Source organism: Methyloceanibacter sp. (assembly GCF_050726195.1).
In the GTDB taxonomy this organism is placed as follows: Bacteria; Pseudomonadota; Alphaproteobacteria; order Rhizobiales; family Methyloligellaceae; genus Methyloceanibacter.
The window spans coordinates 1-18,280 of record NZ_JBOHJC010000008.1 but is presented as its reverse complement, the minus strand read 5'-3'; the positions used below and the strand labels follow the sequence as shown (position 1 = coordinate 18,280).

General features: G+C 64.7%; 17 protein-coding genes. 5 read left to right on the top strand and 12 right to left on the bottom strand.

Annotation, left to right across the window (positions count from 1 at the left end):
- Positions 1-2: 2 nt before the first annotated feature.
- From ACRECX_RS07195 to ACRECX_RS07180, 4 genes are read right to left on the bottom strand one after another with little or no spacing between them, the layout of a single operon-like run.
- Positions 3-2,084, bottom strand: a complete 2,082-nt coding sequence (locus tag ACRECX_RS07195; protein ID WP_431558149.1) for a hypothetical protein — start codon at positions 2,082-2,084, stop codon at positions 3-5.
- 2 nt (positions 2,085-2,086) lie between these two features.
- Positions 2,087-4,945, bottom strand: a complete 2,859-nt coding sequence (locus ACRECX_RS07190; RefSeq protein ID WP_431558148.1) for a DUF4159 domain-containing protein — start codon at positions 4,943-4,945, stop codon at positions 2,087-2,089.
- Complete coding sequence (locus ACRECX_RS07185) at positions 4,945-5,892, bottom strand: DUF58 domain-containing protein (RefSeq protein ID WP_431558147.1); 948 nt, start codon at positions 5,890-5,892, stop codon at positions 4,945-4,947. The genes ACRECX_RS07190 and ACRECX_RS07185 overlap by 1 nt, the downstream gene beginning before the upstream one ends.
- A gap of 7 nt (positions 5,893-5,899) precedes the next feature.
- Positions 5,900-6,898, bottom strand: coding sequence for an AAA family ATPase (locus tag ACRECX_RS07180; protein WP_431558146.1), 999 nt, complete (start codon positions 6,896-6,898; stop codon positions 5,900-5,902).
- A gap of 193 nt (positions 6,899-7,091) precedes the next feature.
- On the opposite strand from ACRECX_RS07180, the gene ACRECX_RS07175 reads away from it, so the two are divergent.
- The 3 genes from ACRECX_RS07175 to ACRECX_RS07165 all read left to right on the top strand — a co-directional run bounded on the left by ACRECX_RS07175 (position 7,092) and on the right by ACRECX_RS07165 (position 9,231).
- Positions 7,092-7,613 (top strand): DUF1285 domain-containing protein, encoded by a 522-nt coding sequence (locus ACRECX_RS07175; protein WP_431558145.1) that lies wholly within the window; start codon positions 7,092-7,094, stop codon positions 7,611-7,613.
- 70 nt (positions 7,614-7,683) lie between these two features.
- Positions 7,684-7,944 carry a DUF6111 family protein gene (locus ACRECX_RS07170; protein WP_431558144.1) on the top strand — a complete coding sequence of 87 codons (261 nt, stop codon included), beginning with the start codon at positions 7,684-7,686 and terminating at the stop codon, positions 7,942-7,944.
- A 12-nt stretch (positions 7,945-7,956) separates the two neighbouring features.
- Positions 7,957-9,231: a CCA tRNA nucleotidyltransferase gene (locus ACRECX_RS07165; RefSeq protein ID WP_431558143.1), complete on the top strand. Its 1,275-nt coding sequence runs from the start codon at positions 7,957-7,959 to the stop codon at positions 9,229-9,231.
- On the opposite strand, the gene ACRECX_RS07160 is transcribed toward ACRECX_RS07165, so the two are convergent.
- From ACRECX_RS07160 to ACRECX_RS07140, 5 genes are all read right to left on the bottom strand, one after another.
- Positions 9,200-9,646 (bottom strand): hypothetical protein, encoded by a 447-nt coding sequence (locus ACRECX_RS07160; RefSeq protein WP_431558142.1) that lies wholly within the window; start codon positions 9,644-9,646, stop codon positions 9,200-9,202. The genes ACRECX_RS07165 and ACRECX_RS07160 overlap by 32 nt on opposite strands.
- Positions 9,647-9,753: 107 nt before the next feature.
- A complete protein-coding gene (locus tag ACRECX_RS07155) occupies positions 9,754-10,572 on the bottom strand; it encodes a DUF72 domain-containing protein (protein WP_431558141.1) in 819 nt (272 codons plus the stop codon).
- Between the two features lie 19 nt (positions 10,573-10,591).
- Positions 10,592-10,885: a GYD domain-containing protein gene (locus ACRECX_RS07150; RefSeq protein WP_431558140.1), complete on the bottom strand. Its 294-nt coding sequence runs from the start codon at positions 10,883-10,885 to the stop codon at positions 10,592-10,594.
- A gap of 179 nt (positions 10,886-11,064) precedes the next feature.
- A complete protein-coding gene (gene groL, locus ACRECX_RS07145; protein ID WP_431558139.1) occupies positions 11,065-12,705 on the bottom strand; it encodes a chaperonin GroEL in 1,641 nt (546 codons plus the stop codon).
- Between the two features lie 29 nt (positions 12,706-12,734).
- Entirely contained in the window at positions 12,735-13,049 is a 315-nt protein-coding gene (locus ACRECX_RS07140) for a co-chaperone GroES (protein WP_431558138.1), read from the bottom strand.
- 227 nt (positions 13,050-13,276) lie between these two features.
- On the opposite strand from ACRECX_RS07140, the gene ACRECX_RS07135 reads away from it, so the two are divergent.
- The gene (locus ACRECX_RS07135) at positions 13,277-13,543 is read left to right on the top strand and encodes an usg protein (RefSeq protein ID WP_431558137.1); all 267 of its coding nucleotides are present in this window, start codon (positions 13,277-13,279) and stop codon (positions 13,541-13,543) included.
- 55 nt (positions 13,544-13,598) lie between these two features.
- Here the strand turns inward: ACRECX_RS07135 and ACRECX_RS07130 are convergent, their stop codons facing one another.
- Complete coding sequence (locus ACRECX_RS07130) at positions 13,599-15,614, bottom strand: molybdopterin-containing oxidoreductase family protein (protein ID WP_431558136.1); 2,016 nt, start codon at positions 15,612-15,614, stop codon at positions 13,599-13,601.
- 128 nt (positions 15,615-15,742) lie between these two features.
- On the opposite strand from ACRECX_RS07130, the gene ACRECX_RS07125 reads away from it, so the two are divergent.
- Positions 15,743-16,234: a DM13 domain-containing protein gene (locus ACRECX_RS07125; protein WP_431558135.1), complete on the top strand. Its 492-nt coding sequence runs from the start codon at positions 15,743-15,745 to the stop codon at positions 16,232-16,234.
- Here ACRECX_RS07125 and ACRECX_RS07120 read toward each other — a convergent pair.
- Positions 16,212-17,189 (bottom strand): fatty acid desaturase, encoded by a 978-nt coding sequence (locus tag ACRECX_RS07120; protein WP_431558134.1) that lies wholly within the window; start codon positions 17,187-17,189, stop codon positions 16,212-16,214. The genes ACRECX_RS07125 and ACRECX_RS07120 overlap by 23 nt on opposite strands.
- Before the next feature lie 310 nt (positions 17,190-17,499).
- Positions 17,500-17,928, bottom strand: coding sequence for a BA14K family protein (locus ACRECX_RS07115; protein WP_431558133.1), 429 nt, complete (start codon positions 17,926-17,928; stop codon positions 17,500-17,502).
- Between the last annotated feature and the right edge of the window lie 352 nt (positions 17,929-18,280).

Sequence of the window (18,280 nt, the reverse complement as noted above, 5' to 3'; positions counted from 1 at the left end):
GCCTAGTGGCCCTCGCGGAACCAGGTGGCGGCGAGGAGGCCGAGCAGGAGTGCGAGCGCCAAGAAACCAGTGAACAGCGGGAACAGGCGCACGCCCTTGACGTGATAGGCCTCGCGCTTGTGCAGGCCGAGCCAGTCGCTGCCATGCATCACATGGCCGCTCCGGATCATGACGAGACGGGGCACGCCGGCCGCCTCGTCCTCGGTGCGGCCGAGCCAGAAGGCGCCGCCGCCGCTCTCCTCCAGGATGGGCCCGAGCGGCCCGTCGGTCGCAGTCACCCCGGCGAGCTCCCTTGTATTGGCCTTGCCAACGGTGACGATGCTGGCGAGCGGGCCCGAGGCCACGCGGTATACGCCCTGCTCGTCGACGGTCATGGCCTTGCGCCACAGCCCGCGCTCGCCCTTGTCGAGGGTGACGGTCTCCTCCTTGCCCGAGGGCGTGGTAACGGTGACCGGATCGACTTTGTCCTTGATCGAGCGACGCTCGATGATGAGCGTCTGGCCCCGGCTCGTCGCCCGCAAGGTCTCCTCTTCGAGATCAGGCTCCTTCATCAGCCAGTGGGCGATACGGCGCAGCAGGTCGGTGTAAGGACCGCCGCCGTCATAGCCGCGCGCCCAGAGCCACGCGTGGTCGGACAGAAGCAGGGCGACGCGCCCCTTGCCGCGCTCGCCGATGACGAGCAACGGCTTGTCGCCGGCGCCCTTCATGAGCACTTCGGCCTCTTCCGGTTTGACGTCGACGACGCGGAACCAGCGGCCCCACGACGGCGCGTCGATGGACGCGCCCGGCAGGTCGCTGGTGACGGGATGCTTGGCGCCGAGCTCGGTCAGCGACGGCTTGAACGGTTCCTCGATCACGCGGCCGGACGGAACGGCCGGCAAGACCTGCCCAAGCGGGGTGCGGTAGAGGCTGAGGGCGGAGGCATAGTCGGCGCCGGCCGAGACAAGCACGGCGCCGCCCCGCTCCACGTAGCGGGCGACGTTTTCCAGATAGAGCAAAGGCAGCACGCCGCGCCGCTGATAGCGGTCGAAGATGATGAGATCGAACTGATCAAGCTTCTCCTGGAACAGCTCGCGCGTGGGGAAGGCGATCAGCGACAGCTGATTGATGGGCGTGCCGTCCTGCTTCTCGGGCGGCCGCAGAATTGTGAAATGCACGAGATCGACGGATGCATCGGACTTCAACATGTTGCGCCAGGTGCGCTCGCCCGCGTGCGGCTCGCCCGAGACGAGGAGCACGCGCAGATTCTCGCGCACGCCCTCCACCGTGAGCACGGCGCGGTTGTTGATGGCGGTGAGCTCGCCGGGCGCCACTTCCGCCTCGATCTCGACGATGTTGGGGCCGGCGTGTGCAATCTCGACCGGGATATCGACCTTCTCGCCGATGCGGACGGCCTTCGTAGTTGGTTCTTGGCCTTGATGGGTAATGGTGAGCGTGACGGCGCCGGATTCGCTTGGCGCTGTCTCGCTGATCTTGACCTCGACCTTCTGGAGGCTGCCGACGATGCCGAAGCGGGGGGCGCTCAACACCTGGAGCCTGCGATCGAACTCGCCTTGCTTGCCTGTGAGCAGCGCATGGACCGGCGCGTCGAAGCCGAGCGCCGATACGGAGCCCGGCACGTCGTGCACCTCGCCTTCGGTGATCATGATCACGCCGGCCAAGCGGTCAGGCGGCACATCGGCGAGGGCCTGACCGAGATCGGTGAACAACATGGTGCCGTCGCGCTCGTTGTCGGCGGAGGTCGAGGCGGAGCGTACGAAGCGCACGTCGAGATTGGGGATTTCCTCGAGACTCTCTTCCAGCTCTTTGCGGACCGCCTCGGTGCGGTCGGTGCGGCCGGCGATCGTCTGGCTCTGGCTGTCGTCGACCACGACGGTGACGATGTCGTCGAGGGGCTCGCGGTCCTCCTGCTTCAGATGCGGATTCGCCATGGCGAGAAGCAGCATGACAAACGCGAGCAGACGCAGCACGGCGCCGCGGCGCGCGCGCCAGAACAGGAGCACGAGCAGCAGCGCGCCGATGCCGGCAATGGTCCACAGAACCGGCCAGGGCACGAAGGGCATGAATTCGACGGACCAACTCATGGCTATTGTCCCAGCCGTTCGAGCAGGGCAGGCACGTGCACCTGGTCGGCCTTGTAGTTGCCGGTCAGCGCGTACATCACGAGGTTGACGCCGGCGCGGAACGCCATCTCCCGCTGCACCTCGCCGCCGGGCACGACCGGAAAGATCGGCCGGTTTGCTTCGTCGAGCGCCCAGGCGGAGGCGAAGTCGTTGGACGTGATGACGATGGAGCTCACGCCGTCGGTGCGGCGCGACCGCTCGCTGCGCTCGGCCTCGTCAACGGGCTCGGCCTCGACCCATAGCGAGCCGCCATCCCACCGGCCAGGGAAGCTCCGCATGAGATAGAACGACTTGGTGAGAACGTGGTTCTCCGGCACCGGCTCGAGCGGCGGAATGTCGAGCTGGCCGATCAGCCTTGTGAGCGCCTGTCCCTGAGCACCGCCGTAGGAAACGCTCTCCTGATCGCGTGTGTCGAAGATGATCAGGCCGCCCTGCTTCATGTAGGCATCGATCTTGGCCAAGGTCGCATCGGACAGCGGCTCGGCGTCTTCGTGCACGGGCCAATAGAGGACTGGAAAGAAAGACAGCTCGTCCTTGTCTATGTCGACGCCCATGGGTTCAGCGGGCTCGAGCGCCGTGCGCGCGCGCAAGACTTTGCTCAGTCCCCACAAGCCTTCCTCGCTGGTGCGGTCGATGTCGGCGTCTCCGGTCAAAACGTAGGCCAGGCGAGTGTCGAGAGAGGCTTTGAGGGCAAAATCGTCCGCGGGGTCGCCGGTCGACGGCGGCTCCCGGTCGGCTTCCGCAGCGAAGGTCGGAGGCGAAGCGGCGAAGGCAATGAGCGCCGGCAAAAACGCGAGCGCAAGCAATGCCGCCGCGACGGCGCGGCGCCGCAAGCGGAGGCCCGCGCTCAGGGCGAGCACCGCAAGTATGTCGATGGCGAAGAGTCCGAGCGCGGCGACGTAGAGCCAGGGCTCGAGCGCGAGGGGCTTCTTCAATGTGTAGCCGCCCATGGCGCTCGCACCTTCGATCTGGCCGAGCGGCACGAGCATGGTCTTGGGCGTCACGATGTTGAGCGCGCGGGCAGCGCCCGAGGGGCCGTAATAGCCCGGCGGGTGCTCGGGACCGGGAACGGTGTCATCGAACTGATCGGGCGCGATTGGCGCGGCGCGGAGCGGTGGCGGCGTCAATTGACCGAAACCGTCAAGTGTCTGAATGGGTGGGAGCGCCGTGGCGGACGACGTCGCGCTCGCCGCTTCGAACGTCGCGCCCTCTTCGCTGCCAGGTGTGCCCACTTGGCTTGGGCCAAGAGTGATGGCGCGGCGAAGCATCTCCACGAACAAACCGGAGAGGGGAAGATTCGACCAGTCAGAGTTGGCGGTGACGTGGAACAGCACGATCCAGCCTTCGCCCTGCTTGGCGGCCGTGACGAGCGGCGTGCCGTCGGCAAGCGTGGCCCACACCTCCGGGTCCATGGCGACGGTCGGATCGGCCAGGACCTGCCGGTTGACGCGCACCTCCTCCGGCACGGCGAGCCCCTTGAACGGACTCTTCTCCTCGAATGGCGCCAAAGGTTGCGGAGTGCTCCAAGACAGCGAACCGCCAAGCGAGCGGCCACCACGGCGCAAGGCGACCGGCAACAACTCATCGCCGCCCTGCTCAAGCCGGGGACCGGCGAAACGGATCAGCACGCCGCCTTGCGTGAGCCAGCCTTCCAGCTCTTCCTGCGTGCCGGAGACCAGCTTGCCGATATCGGCCAGGACGATGGTCGAAACTTTCTGCTTGTCGATCAGGTCATGCACCGCCGTGGCGACATTGCGCTCGTTGGGCGTGATGACGTCGGCATAGGGCGAGAGCGCGCGCTCCACATAGTAGAGCGGTGAGAGCAGCGGTTGCGCCGCCTCGCGGGACTCGCCCGAGACGATGCCGACCCGGTGCCACTGCGAGCGGGCATCGAGGAGATGAACGGCGCCGGCCGAGCGCTCGTCCTTGATCTCGATGCGCGCCACCTGATTGCGGATCTCGAGCGGCAGGTCGAAGCTCGCGATTGCCTCGCGCTCATCGGGCTTGATGGTGTAGGCGGCTTCGCCGAGCGGCTCGCCGCGCCCGGTCAGCGCCCGGACCACGCCCGAGCGTGGCCCCTCGACGCCACTCAAGATCCGTCCAGCGAGCACCCCCCCTTCGCCGGACGACTGGCCTACGGCGAGCGTCGCCTCGCCGGCCTCGGGCTTGAGCACATTGAGGCTGCCGCCGTCGGCGGCGAATTTGGCGAGCGCCGCAGCGAAAGCTGAACCTTCGCCGTAGTCGAGACCATCGGAAAGCCACACCACGCTGTATCCGGCCTTGACCTCAAGCTGCTTCTCCAGGGCGTCAGCTAGCGCCGGGCGGTCAGGCGCATAGGGCTCGGGGTTGAGGCCGGGGATGCGCTCGCGCGCCGCGTCGGCGGAAAGTGGTCCGCTAATAGGCTGGCCGGATGCGGTTGGTGCGAGAATGACGGTCCTACCGTCGCGGCCGGCGCGATCGATCGCCGCGCTGATGGCCTCGCGGCGCTCGGCCCAATGCGCAGCCGAGGCCCAGCCATTGTCGATGACGAGAAGGAGCGGGCCTTCGCCTGAGAATGTTTCCCGGTCGGGATTGAGCACGGGCCTAGCCAGCGCCAAGATCAAGAGCGCCGCAAGCAGCATGCGGAGCGCCGTCAGCCACCATGGGCTCTGCGCCGGCGTCTCCTCCGTCGGTTTCAGGTCCTTCAGCAGCCTGGTCGGCGGGAAGACCACGGTGTGCGGGCTTGGCGGCGTGAAGCGCAATAGCCACCAAATGGCGGGAAGCGCGAGCAGCACCGTGAGAATCCAGGGCTGCAGAAAGCCTATGGCGCCGATCGTCATCATCACGGGTCCACCGGCGTTGCGGTTTCCGCCGCCGGTCGCGCGGCGCGGTAGCGATAGTCCCGATCGAGGCCGGCAAGATGGCTATGAACTGAGAGCACGACCTCTTCAGCGGGACGGTCGGTGTGGTGGACGACGAACGACCAGCCCAGCCGCCGCGCCGCGTTGGCCAGATCGAGGCGGTGGCGGCTCATCCGTTCCTGATAGCTCTCGCGCAGGCTCTCGGCCCGGCCGGCAATAATCCTGTCGCCGCCTTCGCTGGCGGTGAACTCGGTGCGACCGGCGTAGGGCAAGGTTTCCTCGGCGGGGTCGAGCACCTGGATGAGGTGGCCGCGCACGCCCTGCGCCGCGATTTCCTGGAACCGTTCGGCGGACTCGTTCACAGGCTCGAGAAAGTCCGAGAACAGGAGGCACTCGGAGAATCGGCTCAACCGCGCCGGGGGCGGTAGGCTTGCATCCGCGGTCTCACGTAGCAGCACTTCGGCGACCTTGCGGCCGGCGTGCCGGCCGGAGAAGGGGAGGCTGCCGAGCAAACCGACGCGCTCGCCCGCCCGGGCCAAGAGCTCGGCAAGGGCTAGCGCCAGCACGACAGCGCGGCTCTCCTTTGTCGTCTTCGACAGCGACGAACGGAAGCGCATCGACGCCGAGAGATCCACCCAGAGCCAAGCCGTGTGGGCCGCTTCCCACTCGCGCTCGCGCACGAACAAATGGTCCGAGCTCGCCGAGCGCCGCCAGTCGATGCCGGAAACCGAGTCATTCAGATCGTAATGGCGAAACTGCCAAAACGTCTCGCCTGGACCGGCGCGGCGGCGGCCGTGGGTGCCATGCGTTACGGTGTGGGCGACGCGCTGCGCCTCGATGAGGAGCGCGGGCATGCGCGCTGCCAGGCCGTGGGCCTCGGCTTCCTCGGCCGGAAACGGCTGAAGGGATTTCGCTTCCGCCTTCGCCAAGCCTCGACTACCTCAGCGGTTCGATGAGCCTTACCATCATGTCGCTCATGTCGATTCCTTCCGCACGCGCGGCGAACGTGAGCGCCATGCGGTGCTTGAGCACCGGCTCGGCAAGATCGACGACATCGTCGATGGAGGGCGCAAGCCGCCCCTCCATCATCGCCTTGGCGCGGACGGCGAGCATCAGCGCCTGGCTCGCGCGGGGGCCGGGGCCCCAGGCGATCATGTCGTCCAATTCTTGGTCGATGCCCGTACCCGGCCGCGCGGAGCGGACCAGATTGAGGATCGCGTCGACAACCTGGTCGCCGACGGGCAGCTGCCGTACGAGGCGCTGCGCCATCATGAGCTCGTCGCCGGAAAGAATGGTCTTCAGATTGCGCTCCTCGACGCCGGTGGTGGCGAACAGCATACGGCGCTCGGCGTCGGCGTCGGGATAGGAGACATCGATCTGCAACAGGAAGCGGTCAAGCTGAGCCTCGGGGAGGGGATAGGTGCCCTCCTGCTCCAGCGGGTTCTGCGTCGCAAGCACGTGGAAGGGCCGCGGCACGTCGTGGCGGACGCCAGCCACGGTGACGTGGTGTTCCTGCATTGCTTGCAGGAGCGCCGACTGAGTCTTGGGGCTTGCCCGGTTGATCTCGTCGGCCATGAGAAGCTGGGTGAAGATCGGGCCTTTGACGAAGCGGAAGCTGCGGCGGCCGCCGGCTTCCTCCTCCAGCACCTCCGATCCCACGATGTCCGACGGCATGAGGTCCGGCGTGAACTGGATGCGCTTGTTCTCGAGGCCGAGCACGGCGCCGAGCGTCTCGACGAGGCTCGTCTTGGCAAGCCCGGGCACGCCGATCAGGAGCGCATGGCCGCCTGAGAGGAGCGTGATCAACGCGAGGTCGATGACGCGGTCCTGACCGAAAATGACGTTGGCGGTCGCGTCCCGCACGTCCTGGATCTTGGCGCCGATTTCGTCCAGGCGATCCACGAGTTGGCTCTCGGATTGGGCAAGGGTTGTCATGGTCTCAGCTTCGCTCGCTCCTGATGATGGAGAAATATAGGGCCAAAGGCCGGGGAAAGCGGAACACTTTGAACGGCAATTGGGTCACAATAGCGTTGACGGCGGCGCTTCGCGCCGGGCTCCGCAATCGGCGCTGAAAACGAGTTCAGAAGCGGTCTATATGGCGATGCGCGACCAAGACAAAAGAGCTGGTTTGGTAGCATCTGACAAGGTCGGCGGCAAACCGCTCAAGTCAAGATTGCCAAACCTTAATATTTGCGGGGATATCGGCCTCAAGATCGCCAGCGACGGGACCTGGTATTACCAGGGCGGGCCGATCAGCCGGAAGCCTCTGGTCAAGCTCTTCGCCTCGGTGCTGCGCCGCGAGGGGGACGAATTTTACCTGGTCACCCCCGTAGAGAAGGTGCCCATCGCCGTCGCGGCGGAGCCTTTCGTCGCCGTCGAACTGAGACGTGAGGGTGGCGGGAAGGAGCAGCGCTTGGTGTTCCGCACCAATGTAGACGATGTGGTCACCGCCGGTCCGGAGCATCGAATCGGCTTCCGCACGGACCCTTCGGGCGGTCATACCCCTTTTGTCGTCGTCCGCGATGGCTTGTGCGCCCGCCTTGCCCGTCCCGTTTATTACGAGCTGACCGGCTTGGCGGTCGAAGCGGAGGGGGGCACAGGCGTGTGGAGCTGCGGCGTGTTCTTTCCGTTTCCCATGAGCGAGGGCTGATGCGCCCTCGCTTTGTCGGGCGCGCGAAGCTAAGGTTCCCGACAAAACTGCTCAGGGAGCCGCCCGCGCGATGTTGCGCATCGCCCTCATCGACATTCTATTGTTCGCCCTGCCGTTCCTGCTCTACGGGGCCTATATGGTCTGGGTCAAAGGCGTGGCGCCCGCCGACCTGTGGCAGACGGCGCCGATCTTCTGGCTGCTCGCGGCAGGTTTCGGTCTCCTCTTCGTCACCATGGCGACCTTGGTTCAGTTCACCGGCGGCGACCGCGGCGGGACTTATCATCCGCCGGTCATCGAGGATGGCGTGATCAAGCCCGGCGGCATCGATTGACGGCGGGCAGGGATGGCCGAGCAAGACCTTCCTCGCGTGGGCGCGCCACCATCACTCAAGGACGCCACATGGCTCAAGCGGCCGGAGACGGCGCGGGTATTCGCCGCCTTGTCGGGCGAGGGCATCGAGACCCGGGCCGTCGGCGGCGCCGTGCGCAACACGCTGCTCGGCCTCGAGGTCGCCGAAGTCGACCTCGCCACGACGGCGCTGCCGGACAAGGTGATGGCGCTGGCGCGGAAAGTCGGCCTCAAGGCGATTCCGACCGGGATCGAGCACGGCACGGTGACCGTGGTCGCCGACGGCGTGCCGTTCGAGGTGACGACGCTCCGGCGCGACGTGGAGACCTTCGGCCGCCATGCCACGGTCGCCTTCACCGAAGACTGGGCGGAAGACGCGCGGCGCCGCGATTTCACATTGAACGCGCTCTACGCTGGTAGCGACGGGACCCTGTTCGATCCGCTCGGCGGATACGACGATCTCGCTTCGGGGCGCGTGCGCTTCATCGGCGACCCAGGAGCCCGCATCGAAGAAGACTATTTGCGCATCCTCCGCTTCTTCCGCTTCAACGCCCATTACGGCCGGGGCCCGCTCGACGAGACGGGACTTGCCGCCTGCGTGCGGCTGCGGGACGGACTCGGGCAGCTCTCGGCTGAGCGCATCGCGGCGGAGCTCAAGCGCGTTCTGATCGCGCCGCGGGCGATCGAGGCGATCGAGGCATTGTTCGTCTACGGGCTCCTGACCTTGGTGCTCGGCGGCGTGCCGCGGCTTGCACGGTTCACGCGGCTGACCGCCATCGAGACGGCGCTCGCGGCCGTACCGAATGCGCCGCTCAGGCTGGCGGCGCTCGCGGTCTTCGTGGCCGAGGACGCGCCGCGTCTCGCGGCGCGGTTCAGACTCTCCAATGCCGAGCAGGCGGTGCTTGCGCTCGGCGCGGACGACCTGTTGGACACCGCGCTGCCGAACGAAGCCGCTGCCAAGAGGCTGCTCTATCGAGGTGGGCCTAGCGCTTACGTCTCGCAGGTGTTGTTGGCCTGGGCCACGGATGGCGCTGCGGCCGACGACGCCGATTGGCAAGCCGCTCTGACTTTACCGGAGCGCTGGCAGGCGCCGGCCTTCCCTTTGCGCGGAACCGACCTTGCCGGTCTCGGTCTCGAAGGACCGGCGCTCGGCGAGATGCTTCGCCGGCTCGAGCAGCATTGGGTCGACAGCGGCTTCGACACTCCGCGCGAGACGCTGCTCGCGATGGCCGGCGAGATCAGCCGAAGATCACCCACGCAAGACCGATAAGCGTCGCTGCGAAAGCGAGCGCGATTGGTATCAGTGCGATTTCGATCAGCACGTCGCGGCCGCGCATCTTGCCGCTGCCGATGCCGACGTCGCTGACAAGAAATTCGCGAAAATTTGTTTCGCGGACGTCCCAGCGCGGGTCTCCCACGGTGTAGGACGCCGTGAACAGAAACAGCACGAGGAAGAACGCGAAGAACAGCGTCACGATGACGAGGAGATAGTCCGTCTCGCCGCCCCAGGCGAAGCTCAGCCAGGTAACGAGAAGGAACCACACCGAGGCGCCAATGGCGATCTTCGGAACGATCGGGTGAATGCCGGTCTCGCTCTCTTGCATGCGCCTGGCGCTATCCGTCTCCGGATCGCCGGGGGAAACTTGGCCTTCCTCATGGAGGAGGCCGGTCGCTCGGTCTGACATCGCTGCCTCCAGACCGGCGTGCCGCCCGCATCGAGCCTAAGCTTCCAATAGATGCGGGGGAGGAAGGTTCCAGGGGAGAGACGGATATTTCGACGCAGGTCTGGGGCCTAGCGAAGCCGCTCGATCAGCGCCATGGCGGCGGCAGGCGCGCGCAGTTTTCCCTCATGTATGAAGTAAATGAACACGTCGTGCGGCTTGGCATCCGAAACGTGCGCGGCGTCGAGCACGGGCAAATCATCCGGCGCGCCGCCTGCAGCCCAGGTGCGCGCACGTTCGGCCCATCGGTCGAGCTCTCCCGGCGGGTAGGCTGTGTCGATTGCGTCGTCACCCCGTTGCAGGCGGGCGTAGACGACGTCGCCGGTGAGGTCGGCGATGGACGGATAATCCTCGCTATCGACAAACACCGAGGCCACGCCGAAGTCGCGTAACAGGGAGATGAACTTCTGCGTCTGAAAGCTTGCGTGGCGCACCTCGGCCACATGGTGCAGCGGGGCGCCATCAATTTCGCGCGGCAAATGCTCGAGGAACCTCGCGAAGTCATTCTCATCGAATTTCTTGAACGGCGCGAACTGCCACAGGATGGGCCCGAGCTTGTCGCCGAGCTCGGCCAGGCCGGAGCCGAAGAACCGTTTGATGAAGGAGCCCGTCTCGGCCAGCACCTTTTGCTGCGTGACGAGGCGCGGGCCTTTCACCGAGAAGACGAAGCCGTCAGGCGCCGCGGCGCCCCATTTGCGGAAGCTCGCCGGGCTTTGCAGCCGGTAATGCGTGGCGTTGATCTCGATCGAGGAGAGGCGGCTCGCGGCGTAAGCAAGCTCGTCCGCCTGCTTGAGGCCCTTCGGATAAAACACGCCGCGCCACGGCGCATAGAGCCAGCCGCCGACACCGACGCGGATTTGGCCTGGGGTTTGCCCCTTTGTCTTGGTCATCGAGCGCAGTCGTGGAAGACTATACGACCCGTTTCAGAATCTGGTCGATCTCGGTTTGCGAGAAGGCCCGCAACGTCTCGGTACGAACATTGCCAAGCTTGGCGACGCCTAGTGCAAGTGCCGCGACGGTCTCGTCGTCCGGCGCCTCGACGAGCGAAACAGTGTCGTACCGGCCCATGGTCCAAAAATTGTCGATAAACTTCACACCGAGCTTCTTCGCCAGCTCCTTCGTGGCGTCGGAGCGCTTGATTGTATCCTGAACGTTGTGGATACCCTGGCCGGTGAACTGGGAAAGAATGATGTAGGTTGCCATGTGCCCCTCCTTAGACTGGTTGGCAGTCAAGATGCCACCGCTTAGCCGGCAAGGCTAGGTAGCTAACTTCTCAAAAGAAAGAGCCGCGCCCGAAGGGGCGCGGCTCAATACGCAGGGGGACAGTTACGCAGGGACGCAAAACAACGCTACGCACACATACGCAACAGAACGCGACGCGACTAGAAATCCATGCCGCCCATGCCGCCCATGCCGCCAGGAGGCATCGCCGGCCCCGACTTCTTGGGCAGCTCCGCCACCATGGCTTCGGTCGTGATCAGGAGGCCGGCGATGGAGGCGGCATCCTGCAGCGCGGTACGCACCACCTTGGCGGGATCGACCACGCCCTGCTTGACGAGATTGCCGTACTCGCCGGTCGCGGCGTTGTAGCCGAAAGCGTAGTCATCCTTGTCGAGGATCTTGCCGACCACGACGGCGCCGTCCTCGCCGGCATTCTCGGCGATCTGACGCGCAGGCGCCTGGATCGCTCGGCGAACGATGCCGATGCCGACCTTCTGGTCCTCGTTAGCGGCGTTCAGTCCGCCCAACGCCTTCTGCGCGCGGATCAGGGCCACACCGCCGCCCGGCAGGATGCCCTCCTCGACGGCCGCGCGGGTCGCGTTCAAAGCGTCGTCCACACGGTCCTTCCTCTCCTTCACCTCGATCTCGGTGGCGCCACCGACCTTGATGACCGCCACGCCGCCGGCAAGCTTTGCGAGCCGCTCTTGCAGCTTCTCGCGGTCGTAGTCGGAGGTGGTGTCCTCGATCTGCTGCTTGATCTGGGCGACGCGGGCCTCGATGTCGGCCTTCTTACCTGCGCCGTTGACGATGGTGGTGTCATCCTTGGTAATGACCACCTTTTTGGCCTTACCCAGCATGTCGAGGGTCACGTTCTCGAGCTTGATGCCGAGATCCTCGGAGATGACCTGACCGCCGGTCAGCACGGCGATGTCCTGCAGCATGGCCTTGCGGCGATCGCCGAAACCCGGCGCCTTCACCGCGGCCACCTTCAGCCCGCCGCGCAGTTTGTTGACCACCAGCGTGGCGAGCGCCTCGCCCTCCACGTCCTCGGCGATGACGAGCAAAGGCTTGCCGGATTGAACCACCGCTTCGAGCAGCGGCAGCATGGACTGGAGGTTGGAAAGCTTCTTCTCGTCGATGAGAATGTAGGGGTTCTCGAGCTCGACGCGCATCTTGTCGGCATCGGTGATGAAGTAGGGCGAGATGTAGCCGCGGTCGAACTGCATGCCCTCGACCACTTCGAGCTCGGTCTCGAGCGCCTTGGCTTCCTCGACGGTGATGACACCGTCGTTGCCCACCTTCTGCATGGCCTTGGCGATGAACTGGCCGATTTCACTGTCGCCGTTGGCGGAGATGGTCCCCACCTGCGCGATCTCCTCGTTGGAGGTGACCTTCTTGGCCTTCGCCTTCAGCTCATTGACCACGGCATTGACGGCAAGATCGACGCCGCGCTTCAGGTCCATGGGATTGGCGCCGGCAGCAACCGACTTCGCGCCTTCCCTGACGATGGCCTGGGCGAGCAGGGTCGCCGTGGTGGTGCCGTCGCCGGCCGTGTCGGACGTCTTCGACGCCACCTCGCGCACCATCTGCGCGCCCATGTTTTCGAACTTGTCCTCGAGCTCGATTTCCTTGGCGACTGTCACGCCGTCCTTGGTGATGCGGGGTGCGCCGAAGGATTTCTCGAGCACGACATTGCGGCCTTTGGGGCCGAGCGTCACCCTGACCGCATTGGCCAGGATGTCGACGCCGCGCAGCATGCGCTCGCGGGCGTCTTGGGAGAATTTCACTTCCTTGGCAGCCATTGTTTTAGCTCCGTTTCCTCTGAAGTACGCTACGCGGCCTTCTTCTTCACGGCGACGCCTTCGAGCACGCCGAGAATGTCGCTTTCCTTCATGATGAGGACGTCGTCACCGTCGATCTTGACCTCTGTGCCGGACCATTTGCCGAACAGCACACGGTCGCCGGGCTTCACGCCGAGGGGCTGGATCTGACCTTTTTCGTCGGGGGTGCCGGGACCTACGGCGACGACCTCGCCTTGCTGTGGCTTCTCCTTGGCGGTGTCGGGAATAATGATGCCGCCTCTGGTCCGCTCGTCCTCCTCGATGCGGCGCACGACGACGCGATCATGCAATGGACGAAACTTCATCTCGCGATCTCCTCCAGGCAGATTGTCATGAGACGGGCTCTTGCACCCGGCAGCTATGTAGATTCCGCCTTTAGCACTTTCAAGACAAGAGTGCCAGAACGGCGTTAGCAGTCAAGGTGCTCTGCTGCCAACACACTGATTCGATTTGGTAATTTGCCTGGACGCAACCCGATCCTGCTGTTTAGAATTGATAAAACAGAGAAGACTGACCAGCAGGGGACTGAACCATGGATCAAGGGTTCCTTCGCCAGATCGAGGGGTTCTCCCTCACCACCGCAGAAATCCTCTACCGCCTGCCGGACCATCCCAGGCTGCTGCAGAGCTATCTCTGGCAGGACTACGACGTCGCCCCGCGCTTTCCCAAACTCGTCGACTTCTTGGACTTCTGGGACACGCATCTCGACGGGCCGCTTTACCGTGTGCGCGTGGCTCACCGCACGCTAATCTCGCCGACGGAGTTCAGCTTCATTGAGGGTGAGTTGCGTCTGCACTAGGGCGCGACGCTATACGCAACGTGCAATATGCGTATAACAGGCCAATCCTCCGGCTTTAGGCCGGGGCGACCGAGACGTTGATGCTGTGGACGGCGCAACTCTCGGCGAGGTCCGCCTTCCGGCCCGGATTGAGGGCATTGACGTTGCTGCCAACGCCGTTTGCCGCCCACCGGCTCTTGTAGGTCAGAAGAACCCCTCTCGGAACATCGGCAGAAACCGACAGCCGTACCGTGATCGCGCCGGTCGAGTTACCGACACGTACGCGTGCGCCTTCTGCAATCCCTCGCGCCTGCGCTTCATCGGGGTGCACGAACGCTGCATCCTCTCCAAGCTGCTTCAGGACCTTGGGGTCGTTGCCAAAGCTGCTGTTCATGAGCCATTTCGAGGCCGGGGATAGAAGGCGCAGCTCCCCGTTCGCAGGCCGCGCCTCGGCCGAGGCGAAGGGGGCGCGCGGCAGTCCCGCATCGACGAAGGCGCTGCCGCTCAACGTGATCCTGCCCGACGGCGTTCGATAGTCGTGGCGCTCGAATTGCACGACCGGTTCGGCCGGATAGGGGATCGTGCCGGCCCTGGCGAGCGTGTCGAAGATCAGGCCCGGCTTGGCCTGGTCGAGGAGAGTGGCGATCATCTCGGCGTCCGTCTCGAAGAGCTCCGGATCGGTCAATCCCATGGCCGCAGCGAGCCGCCTGAAGATTTCCTGGTTAGGCAAGGCCTCGCCAATGGCCGGCACAGCCTTCACTTGCGCAGAGATGCTCGCGTTGAAATAGGACATGACCACGTCGTCGAACTCGAGGAAGCTCGCCGCCGGGAGCACGTAGTCGGCATAGTTCGCGGTATCGGTCTGGAACAAATCGAGCGTGACCTGCAAAAGGTCTTCGCGCTCAAGGGCACGGCGCAGGCGCTGCTGCTCAGGGCTGGAGACGGCGATGTTGTTATTCCACGTGAGGATCGCCTTGGTCTCGGGCGACTCGAGTCGGTGGGCAAGGTCCATATGGCTGATCGAGCGCGCGGACGCCGGCTTGAGGTGGGCGGCCGTCAGATAGTCCGCATCGATCCCCCGCGTATCCCAGCCATTGAGATAGAGGAAACCGGCCCCATACTTGCCGATATTTCCGGTGGCCGCGGGCAACAGCCCGACCGCGCGCATGGCATTGCCGCCAAGCGTCTGACGCTGGAAACCCTGTCCCATCCACAGCAGGGAGGGGCCCGTTGCGTATAGCAGCGCCGCGCGTTCAATAAGCTGCGCCGACACGCCGGTTATCGCTTCGCCCCACGCCGGGGTGCACGCAGGCAACTGGCATTCGATCTCGTCCCAGCCTTGCGCATGTGCACCGAGGAAGGTCCGGTCGATCAGACCGGCCGCAGCGATAACGTGCAACATCGCGAAAGCGAGCGCGCCGTCGGTGCCCGGGTAGAGCTGCAAATGTATGTCGGCGGCCGCCGCGGTCTCATGACGAATGGGGTCGGCGACGATTTTCGGTGCGCGCGACTCGCCGAGCCAGTATTGGTGCACATGTGGGGCCGACACCGATGGATTGGCGCCCCAAATCATGACGCAGTTTGAGCCGTCAATGGTGCGCGGGTCGAAGCCGCGCGTCGATTCTCCGTACATCAGCTGCAGCGCGACGTGCCCTGCCTTGTTGCACACCGTGTCCGGATCGACCTCGGTGGCGCCGATGCGATTGAAGAAGCGCAAGGGAAACGTGCCGGCGATCAGCGAGCATGTTCCCGTATAGTGGGTCTGCAAGATCGCCGCGGCGCCGTCGCGCTTGCGGATCGCGTTGAGGCGATCGGCGATATCGCCGAGCGCCTGCTCCCAGCTGACCGGCGCGAAACTGCCCGCGCCTTTGGCTCCAGTCCGCTTCAAGGGGCGCGTCAGTCGGACATTCGAGTCGCGCCAGACGCCGTTGTATCCGATGGAGCATTTGCCGCACAACGCGCCCCGGCTGACGTCGTGCTCAGGATCGCCGACCACATTGATCGTGCCGTCCGTCGACGTCTTCACCACGATGCCGCATGCATCGTAGCAATCGCGAGGACAAGTCGTGCGGATCGTCGCGGCATTCCTCATCGCCGGTCTCCTCGAGACAGTGTACAAAGTCGGCGGGGTTGCACCAGTCCTATGTTCCGTTACTCGGTATGCAGGCCCACATTGGTCACGGCAACGATGAATTCGGTGACGATCTGAGGAGGCACAGTATGTGGCGATGGTTCCGCGGATTCCTGGTCGGCGCCCTGCTCGGGACGATCTTCGGCTTTGCGCTTGGTATCTTCCTGTTTCCATATTGGTTCCCGCCGCCAGAGGCGATGGAGACGCTTGATGCGGCGCAAGCCGGCAAGCTGGTCGCCAAAGGCAACTTCATCCAGCCCAATCCCAACGATCCGGTCCACTACGGCAAGGGCGGCGTCAGCGTGTACGAGCAGACGGTGTTTCTCGGCGAGGACTTCGAGGTCGGTCCCGGCCCCGACTTCCACGTTTATCTCGTGCCCAAGTCGGACATCCGCTCATCGAGCGATCTCGGCGATGCGATGTTCATCGATCTCGGGCGCTTGCGCGCGTTCAAGGGAAGTCAGTCTTACCCCATCCCCGCCGGTGTCGATCTCACCAAATATCCGAGCGTGCTGATCTGGTGCCAGCAGTTCTCGGTGCTGATCTCGCCGGCCGACCTCAAGTTCGAGCAGGGGAGCTGACTGCCGGCGCTTCGTGCCCGAACTCGTAGATGTGCGCCTTCTCGCGATCGAGCACCGGCTTCAGCGAGCGGAACGCCTTCGGATAGAGATAGAAGGGCACGCGCGGGAAGAGGTGATGGATCAGGTGGAAGTTCTGGAACATGTAGAGCCAGTTGACGATCGGCTCCCTGATCTTGCCCTTTACCCAGAACACGTTGGTGTCGCGATAGCGCTCATGCACCTCGTGCGGCTTGTGGGTGAGATAGGCGAAGAAATAGATGATCAGCGCCGAGGCGAGGATGTGGGGGACGATCCACAGCATGAGCACTTCGCGCCAATAGCCCATCACCGACAAGCCGATCGCCAAGCCGAAATAGAGCGCGTGCATGGCGACGATGTGCAGGGTAAGCGGCCGCATGCCTGGTATGTGGGCGTGGAACGCGATGTGCTTCCAGAAATACTGGTGATACCAGAACACGATGGTTAGGCAGCGGAACAGCACGAGGAACGGGTTCTCGACCGCCACCCAATGATCCGGATCGATGTCGGGATTGTTGGTGTCCCGGTGATGGGCGAGATGCATGTAGCGGAAGGCTTTGTACTCGTGCAGTAGGATCGTGCCGCAGGCGTAGCCGACGGCGTGGTTGAGCCACAGCCAGCGCGAGTCCTTGCCCGCGATGTTGCCGTGGCAGGCCTCGTGCAGCGGCGTCTGGTCGGCGTAGAGGATCAGCGTGTTGAGGATGAGCCCGAGCCACAGCGGAATGATGCCGATGGCGCCCAAGGTGGTGACGAGGGCGAAGGCGGCGATGATGCCGAGGGCGAGCAATACGGTCGGCCAGGCCACCATGCCCTGATACGGCCTGATGAGCGCGAGCGCTTGCCGGTCGGCGGGCACGTTAGGCTGGTCGCGGGCGTTGTCGACTTCCGGGCCAATCGCGGCAGCAGGAATATGCATGGTCCAAGAGTCCTTCTTCATCCCCCAAGCTTGTTTCGTCCGGCCGCGTTCGAGGCGGCGCAAGCGCGTCCTTGGACTCATCTCGGAACAGAATAAGTTTGCGACGCGGCGTTGCCACATTCAAGGCACAAAGCCGCCATGCCTGTGGCCGAGTTGCCGCAGGGGTAAACATCTGGTCAAAACAATAGGTTAAGGCGAGGGATGGGAGGCGCCGGGGCGGCGGGGGGGCCGAAGTTCAAACGCGCGCCGCGCGCCGATTCGCCGGATGCAAAGGCCTGCCGGGGGCTGGTCCAGCCGCCCGGCAGGCTTGCTTCTCAATTAGCGCGTCAGCCTAGCGACAGAAGCGCACGATGCCGTCGAAGCCGACGAAGGTGCCGGTGTTCGGATTGAAGCTCCGGTAGCGCGAATAACAATAGCTGTACCAGTCCGGCGACCACGGCTCCGGCGCGTAGCCGACATTATAGACCGGATAGGCCGGCGGGGGCGGCGGGGCTACATAGACCTCGCGCGGGGTGAGCGCGCTGCCGACGATGGCGCCGACGCCAAAGCCGATCAGGCCGGCGGCGACTGTGTTGCCGCCACCGCCATGGTGGTGGTGGCCGCGATAGCCGCGATTGTAATAGTTGTTCTGAACGTAGCGTCCGCCGCCGCCATAGCCGCCGCGATAGCCCTTGCCGGCTTCCGCCGGGACCGCGAGGGTCAAGCTGGTCGCGGCGACGAAGGCCGCGGCGATCAGCGCTGAGAGAGTGATCTTGCCCATGTTTTCGAGTTCCTTAGCCGAAAGCCCGCGAAATCCTTAAGCGGGTGGAGTGCCCCAGGGATTTAGAGAGAGCGTTTTGCCCCCGCTTTTAGGCAAAATAGAGCCGTCAAGATGAACCTCGGCTTAACGAATTTGGGCCGTTCCGGGGCACGCCCGGTTCGACAGAACATGACTCTTCGTTGCCGCGGCGCAGGTGCGTCCGGCTTATGCTCCTTTCTCCCCCTCTAGACATGAGGGGGGTGGCGCGCCGAACGGCGCAGTCCGTAATGGTGTCGTGTCCTTGGCGAGGACACGCGGGCGCCTTCCGGCGCGCCACATGCGCAATCCGCACAAACGGCACGGGCCGCGCATG

Bases quoted from the DNA above. Each gene is read 5' to 3' on its own strand.
- ACRECX_RS07195 (WP_431558149.1), bottom strand. From the start codon at position 2,084: ATGAGTTGGTCCGTCGAATTCATGCCCTTCGTGCCCTGGCCGGTTCTG.
- ACRECX_RS07190 (WP_431558148.1), bottom strand. From the start codon at position 4,945: ATGATGACGATCGGCGCCATAGGCTTTCTGCAGCCCTGGATTCTCACG.
- ACRECX_RS07180 (WP_431558146.1), bottom strand. From the start codon at position 6,898: ATGACAACCCTTGCCCAATCCGAGAGCCAACTCGTGGATCGCCTGGAC.
- ACRECX_RS07170 (WP_431558144.1), top strand. From the start codon at position 7,684: ATGTTGCGCATCGCCCTCATCGACATTCTATTGTTCGCCCTGCCGTTC.
- ACRECX_RS07165 (WP_431558143.1), top strand. From the start codon at position 7,957: ATGGCCGAGCAAGACCTTCCTCGCGTGGGCGCGCCACCATCACTCAAG.
- ACRECX_RS07160 (WP_431558142.1), bottom strand. From the start codon at position 9,646: ATGTCAGACCGAGCGACCGGCCTCCTCCATGAGGAAGGCCAAGTTTCC.
- ACRECX_RS07155 (WP_431558141.1), bottom strand. From the start codon at position 10,572: ATGACCAAGACAAAGGGGCAAACCCCAGGCCAAATCCGCGTCGGTGTC.
- ACRECX_RS07150 (WP_431558140.1), bottom strand. From the start codon at position 10,885: ATGGCAACCTACATCATTCTTTCCCAGTTCACCGGCCAGGGTATCCAC.
- groL (WP_431558139.1), bottom strand. From the start codon at position 12,705: ATGGCTGCCAAGGAAGTGAAATTCTCCCAAGACGCCCGCGAGCGCATG.
- ACRECX_RS07140 (WP_431558138.1), bottom strand. From the start codon at position 13,049: ATGAAGTTTCGTCCATTGCATGATCGCGTCGTCGTGCGCCGCATCGAG.
- ACRECX_RS07135 (WP_431558137.1), top strand. From the start codon at position 13,277: ATGGATCAAGGGTTCCTTCGCCAGATCGAGGGGTTCTCCCTCACCACC.
- ACRECX_RS07130 (WP_431558136.1), bottom strand. From the start codon at position 15,614: ATGAGGAATGCCGCGACGATCCGCACGACTTGTCCTCGCGATTGCTAC.
- ACRECX_RS07125 (WP_431558135.1), top strand. From the start codon at position 15,743: ATGTGGCGATGGTTCCGCGGATTCCTGGTCGGCGCCCTGCTCGGGACG.
- ACRECX_RS07120 (WP_431558134.1), bottom strand. From the start codon at position 17,189: ATGAAGAAGGACTCTTGGACCATGCATATTCCTGCTGCCGCGATTGGC.
- ACRECX_RS07115 (WP_431558133.1), bottom strand. From the start codon at position 17,928: ATGGGCAAGATCACTCTCTCAGCGCTGATCGCCGCGGCCTTCGTCGCC.